The organism is Paraburkholderia tuberum STM678 (assembly GCF_902833905.1).
Classification (GTDB): Bacteria; Pseudomonadota; Gammaproteobacteria; order Burkholderiales; family Burkholderiaceae; genus Paraburkholderia; species Paraburkholderia tuberum.
This window is the reverse complement of sequence record NZ_CADFGP010000134.1, coordinates 1-5,751: the sequence shown is the minus strand read 5'-3', so window position 1 is coordinate 5,751 and position 5,751 is coordinate 1. Positions and strand designations below refer to the sequence as shown.

General features: G+C 60.7%; 5 protein-coding genes. All 5 read right to left on the bottom strand.

The genetic code is table 11. From position 1 onward, the window contains the following. On the bottom strand, positions 1-110 hold a 110-nt coding region (locus HWY30_RS40265), incomplete at its 3' end, for a GTP-binding protein (RefSeq protein ID WP_233461887.1). A 48-nt stretch (positions 111-158) separates the two neighbouring features. Beyond that, the gene (gene fusA / locus HWY30_RS40260) at positions 159-2,261 is read right to left on the bottom strand and encodes an elongation factor G (RefSeq protein ID WP_090802169.1); all 2,103 of its coding nucleotides are present in this window, start codon (positions 2,259-2,261) and stop codon (positions 159-161) included. 131 nt (positions 2,262-2,392) lie between these two features. After that, entirely contained in the window at positions 2,393-2,863 is a 471-nt protein-coding gene (gene rpsG / locus HWY30_RS40255; RefSeq protein WP_006053291.1) for a 30S ribosomal protein S7, read from the bottom strand. A gap of 181 nt (positions 2,864-3,044) precedes the next feature. Next, positions 3,045-3,425 (bottom strand): 30S ribosomal protein S12, encoded by a 381-nt coding sequence (gene rpsL / locus HWY30_RS40250; protein WP_006053290.1) that lies wholly within the window; start codon positions 3,423-3,425, stop codon positions 3,045-3,047. Positions 3,426-3,643: 218 nt separating this feature from the next. Further along, positions 3,644-5,491, bottom strand: coding sequence for a DNA helicase RecQ (gene recQ, locus HWY30_RS40245; protein WP_090802170.1), 1,848 nt, complete (start codon positions 5,489-5,491; stop codon positions 3,644-3,646). Positions 5,492-5,751: the final 260 nt, after the last annotated feature.

The window sequence follows — 5,751 nt, the reverse complement described above, 5'->3', positions numbered from 1 at the left end:
GTCAGGACCGTCGTGATCGCTGCCGTCAGCGTGGTCTTGCCGTGGTCAACGTGACCGATCGTGCCCACGTTCACGTGCGGCTTGGTCCGCTCGAATTTACCTTTAGCCATGTTTCTCTTCTTTCAGAAAGTTAATCGTTGAATGACTTTGCCGCGCGATTACTTCGACTTCGCGTTGATGATCGCTTCCGACACGTTACGCGGAGCTTCAGCATAGTGCTTGAACTCCATCGTGTACGTTGCACGGCCTTGCGTCAGCGAACGCAGAGACGTCGAGTAGCCGAACATTTCCGACAGCGGCACTTCGGCGCGAACGATCTTGCCGCCGCCAACCATGTCATCCATGCCCTGAACAATACCGCGACGGCCAGAGAGGTCGCCCATCACGTTGCCCATGTAGTCTTCCGGCGTTTCGACTTCGACAGCCATCATCGGTTCGAGAATGACCGGCTGTGCCTTGCGCATCGCTTCCTTGAACGCCATCGAACCGGCCATGCGGAACGCGTTTTCGTTCGAGTCGACATCGTGGTAGGAACCGAACGTCAGGTGAACCTTCACGTCCACGACCGGGAAGCCCGCCAGCACGCCGGCCTTCAGCGTTTCCTGGATACCCTTGTCGACTGCCGGGATGTATTCACGCGGAATCACACCGCCCTTGATCTCGTCCAGGAACTCGTAGCCCTTGCCTTGCTCGTTCGGCTCGAGCGTGATGACCGCGTGGCCGTACTGGCCGCGACCACCCGACTGCTTGACGAACTTGCCGTCAACGTCTTCCGCCTTGCCGCGAATCGTTTCGCGGTAAGCCACCTGCGGCTTGCCAACCGTTGCTTCGACGCCGAACTCACGCTTCATCCGGTCGACCAGAATTTCCAAGTGGAGCTCGCCCATGCCCGAAATAATGGTTTGACCCGATTCTTCGTCCGTTTGAACGCGGAACGACGGATCTTCCTGCGCCAGACGGTTCAGGGCCAGACCCATCTTTTCCTGGTCCGGCTTCGTCTTCGGCTCAACAGCCTGCGAAATCACGGGTTCCGGGAAAACCATGCGCTCGAGCACGATCGGGCTCGTCGGATCGCACAGCGTGTCGCCCGTGGTCGCGTCCTTCAGGCCGACCGCAGCGGCGATGTCGCCTGCGCGCACTTCCTTGATTTCTTCACGCTGGTTCGCGTGCATCTGCAGAATACGGCCCAGACGTTCCTTCTTGTCCTTGGTCGCGTTCAGCAGGGTGTCGCCCGAATTCACAACGCCAGAGTAGACACGGAAGAAGATCAGTTGGCCGACGAACGGGTCGGTCATGATCTTGAATGCCAGTGCCGAGAACTTTTCGTCGTCAGCAGCGCGGCGCTCACCCTTTTCACCGTTTTCCAGCTCGCCGGTAACCGGCGGGATGTCGATCGGCGACGGCAGGAAGTCAAGCACGGCGTCCAGCATGCGCTGCACACCCTTGTTCTTGAACGCGGTGCCGCACAGCATCGGCTGGATTTCGCAAGCGATCGTACGGTCGCGCAGACCCTTGATGATTTCCTCTTCGGTCAGCTCACCCGACTCGAGGTACTTGTTCATCATGTCTTCGTTCGCTTCCGCCGCGGCTTCGACCATCTTTTCACGCCATTCGTTGCATGTGTCGACGAGCTCTGCCGGGATGTCTTCGTACGAGAACTTGGTGCCTTGGGACGCGTCGTCCCAAATGATCGCCTTCATCTTCATCAGATCGACGACGCCCGTGAAGTTCTCTTCCGCGCCGATAGGCACGACGACCGGAACCGGGTTCGCCTTCAGACGCAGCTTGAGCTGGTCGTAGACCTTGAAGAAGTTCGCGCCGGTACGGTCCATCTTGTTGATGAACGCGAGACGGGGAACCTTGTACTTGTTAGCCTGACGCCACACGGTTTCCGACTGGGGCTGCACGCCGCCCACAGCGCAGTACACCATGCACGCGCCGTCGAGCACGCGCATCGAGCGCTCGACTTCAATCGTGAAGTCGACGTGGCCCGGGGTGTCGATGATGTTGATGCGGTGTTCGGCGCGGTCGCCCGCCATGCCCTTCCAGAATGCCGTGGTAGCAGCGGAAGTAATCGTGATGCCGCGCTCCTGTTCCTGCTCCATCCAGTCCATGGTGGCAGCGCCGTCGTGAACTTCACCAATCTTGTGGTTCACGCCCGTGTAGAACAGAATGCGCTCGGTCGTCGTCGTTTTGCCGGCGTCGATGTGAGCGCTAATACCGATGTTACGGTAGCGCTCGATAGGAGTCTTGCGAGCCACTTTGATCCTCTATTGGGATGACGCGATGCGAGAGATGCCCATCGCGCTGTAACACAAACGGGCGAGGCGCCTTTGAAGCGCACCCGCCCGGAATTTCTTTCCGTTTTCAGCTAATCCCGGGGTGGGGAAGCTTAGAAACGGAAGTGCGAGAACGCCTTGTTGGCTTCTGCCATCCGGTGAACTTCGTCGCGCTTCTTCATCGCGCCGCCACGGCCTTCGGCCGCTTCGGAGAGCTCACCTGCCAGACGCAGGGCCATCGACTTCTCGCTGCGCTTCTTCGCGGCTTCACGCAGCCAACGCATCGCCAATGCCATACGACGCGACGGGCGCACTTCGACCGGAACCTGATAGTTCGCACCACCAACGCGGCGGCTCTTCACTTCGACCACCGGCTTGACGTTGTTGAGCGCCACCGTGAACACTTCCAGCGGGTCCTTGCCACCCTTGGTCTGGATCTGTTCGAAAGCGCCGTACACGATACGCTCGGCAACCGACTTCTTGCCGGAGAGCATCAGCACGTTCATGAATTTTGCTACATCAACGTTGCCAAACTTCGGATCCGGCAACACTTCCCGCTTGGGGACTTCGCGACGACGCGGCATGTTTCTTCCTTTACTTTTCAGTTGGAGCTGTTTACAGCCCCGCGGCCACCAACTAACCCGATTCATCCGTAAGACTAACCAGCCTGGTCGGGTGACCACTTACTCGATAGCACCGGCGATTCCGGCACCATCGCTATTACCGCCTTTGCAGGCGACCTGAAACTGCGATCGACCGGCTAAATTACTTGCCAGCCTTGGCACGCTTCGCACCGTACTTCGAGCGAGCCTGCTTACGATCCTTGACGCCCTGGGTATCCAACGAGCCGCGAACCATGTGGTAACGCACACCCGGCAAGTCCTTTACACGGCCGCCGCGAATCAGCACGACCGAGTGTTCCTGCAGGTTGTGGCCTTCGCCACCAATGTACGAAATGACTTCGAAGCCGTTCGTCAGACGAACCTTGGCGACCTTACGGAGTGCCGAGTTCGGCTTCTTCGGCGTCGTGGTGTACACACGGGTGCACACGCCCCGACGCTGGGGGCAGTCCTGCAAAGCCGGGCTCTTGCTCTTCGTCGTTTCCGACGTGCGGCCTTTGCGAACCAGTTGATTGATGGTTGGCATTGATTATTCCTGAAATTGAACAAAATCGACGCATCGGTTTCCGGGCAAAGCGGAAACGCCCGCGCATCGAACTTCCGGCTGGCCCGCTCACGCACGAACTGAAGTTGCGCGTAGGCATTCCAAGAACCGGAACCTAACATAATATTCCGAAAATACTAAGGGAGTCAACAGGTTGCGGTGTTTCGCCCGTGTCAATCCGGCTCAACAGCCAGACGACGTCAGTCTGCCGCTACGACGTGCAGCAATTCGTCGCCGAAACGGTCCAGTTTACGCGCCCCCATGCCCGGAATCCCGCGCAGACCGTCGATCGAATCGGGGCCGAGACGGGCGATTTCCGCGAGCGTCGCGTCATGGAAAATCACATAAGCCGGCACTCCGTCGCTCTTCGCGGTTTCTGTGCGCCACATGCGTAGGCGCTCCCAGCGGGCCCGCTCGCGAGGGCCCATGCCAATGGTCGGATCGGCGCGCTCGCTCGTACGACCCGACGATTGACGCGTGCGTGTCGGCTTGACGTAGCGGCGCATCGTCACCTTCTGCTCGCCCTTGAGCACCGGCTTGCTCGCCTCCGTCAGCACGAGCGAACCGAAGCCCTCGTGGTCGACCGTCAGGTAACCGAACGCGACGAGTTGGCGAAAGATCGCACGCCACTCCGGCTCACCGAGCGCCGCGCCGATACCGAACGTGGTCAGCTTCTCGTGGCCGCGCTGCAGGATTTTTTCGCTGCTGTTGCCACGCAAAATATCTATCAGGTGTCCGGCTCCGAAATGAAAGCCGCTCGCACGCTGCGCGCGAAACACGCACGACAGCGCCATCTGAGCCTCGCGCGTTGCATCCCAGGTCGGCGGCGGCTCGAGGCAGTTGTCGCAGTTGCCGCACGGCTGGCTCGTTTCGCCGAAGTACGCGAGCAGGCGCACCCGCCGGCAAGTCGCCGTTTCGCACAAACCGAGCAGCGCGTCGAGCTTGCCGGTCTGGACGCGCTTGTGCGCGTCGTCTGCTTCGGATTCGTCGATCATCTTACGCTGCTGCACGACGTCGCCGAGCCCGTAGGCCATCCACGCGTTCGACGGCAGTCCGTCGCGGCCCGCGCGGCCGGTCTCCTGGTAGTACCCTTCCACGCTCTTGGGCAAATCCAGATGCGCGACGAACCGCACGTCGGGTTTGTCGATGCCCATGCCGAACGCAATCGTCGCGCACATCACGATGCCTTCCTCGCGCTGGAACATCTCCTGATGTTTCTGGCGCACCTCGAACTCCATGCCGGCGTGGTACGGCAGCGCGCGCATGCCCTTTTCCTTCAGCCACTCCGCGGTTTCCTCGACCTTGCGGCGCGACAGGCAATAAACGACGCCCGCATCGGTCGTACCGTCGGCTTTCGTATGCTCGGCGCGGATGAAGTCGAGCAGTTGCGTGCGCGCGTTGTCTTTTTCGGCGATGCGATAGCGGATGTTCGGCCGATCGAAACTCGACACGAACACGCGCGCATCTTCGAGCGCGAGACGGTGGATGATTTCGTCGCGCGTGATCGCGTCGGCGGTCGCCGTCAGCGCGATGCGCGGGACATTCGGAAAGCGCTCGTGCAGCACCGACAGCTGAATATATTCGGGCCGGAAATCGTGTCCCCATTGCGACACGCAGTGCGCTTCGTCGATCGCGAAAAGACCGATGCGCGTGCGTTCGAGCAGTTCCTGGAAGCGCGGCGTCATCAGCCGCTCCGGTGCGACGTAGAGCAGATCGATGTCGCCGTCGCGGAGCGCCCGCTCGGTGGCCACCGCCTCCGCGCTCGACAACGTTGAGTTCAGGTACGCGGCCCGCACGCCGACTTCGGTCAGCGCGGCCACCTGATCCTGCATCAGCGCGATCAGTGGCGACACCACGATGCCGGCGCCAAAGCCGCATTCGCGCCGCACCAGCGACGGGATCTGATAGCACAGCGATTTGCCGCCGCCCGTCGGCATCAGCACAAGGCAATCGCCACCGTCGGCGACGTGCTCGACAATTTCGCCCTGCTGCCCTCTGAACGCGGGATAACCGAAGACTTCATTGAGGATTTCGAGCGGTCGGGACATGTATTTGAGAGAGACGGCGAAAGGAACGGCACGCAGGCGGTGAGACGGATTTTACCAACCCATTCGTGCCGCGCCCGCGCTTTGCGACAACGTTAGCCATCGGGCCTAGGACTGCTCCGGCACGTCGCACCCATGCACGCGCAAAAAGAGATCGGGTAGGAGGCGGGGTTGCCCCCGCCGTCCTCCCACAACACCGGACGTACGGATCACGTATCCGGCGTTTCCTGACGACTGGATTGCTCCAGCGAGCTTCGTTTCGT

Excerpts from the sequence above, each read along its gene's own strand:
- rpsG (WP_006053291.1), bottom strand. The coding sequence starts at position 2,863 with ATGCCGCGTCGTCGCGAAGTCCCCAAGCGGGAAGTGTTGCCGGATCCG.
- rpsL (WP_006053290.1), bottom strand. The coding sequence starts at position 3,425 with ATGCCAACCATCAATCAACTGGTTCGCAAAGGCCGCACGTCGGAAACG.
- recQ (WP_090802170.1), bottom strand. The coding sequence starts at position 5,491 with ATGTCCCGACCGCTCGAAATCCTCAATGAAGTCTTCGGTTATCCCGCG.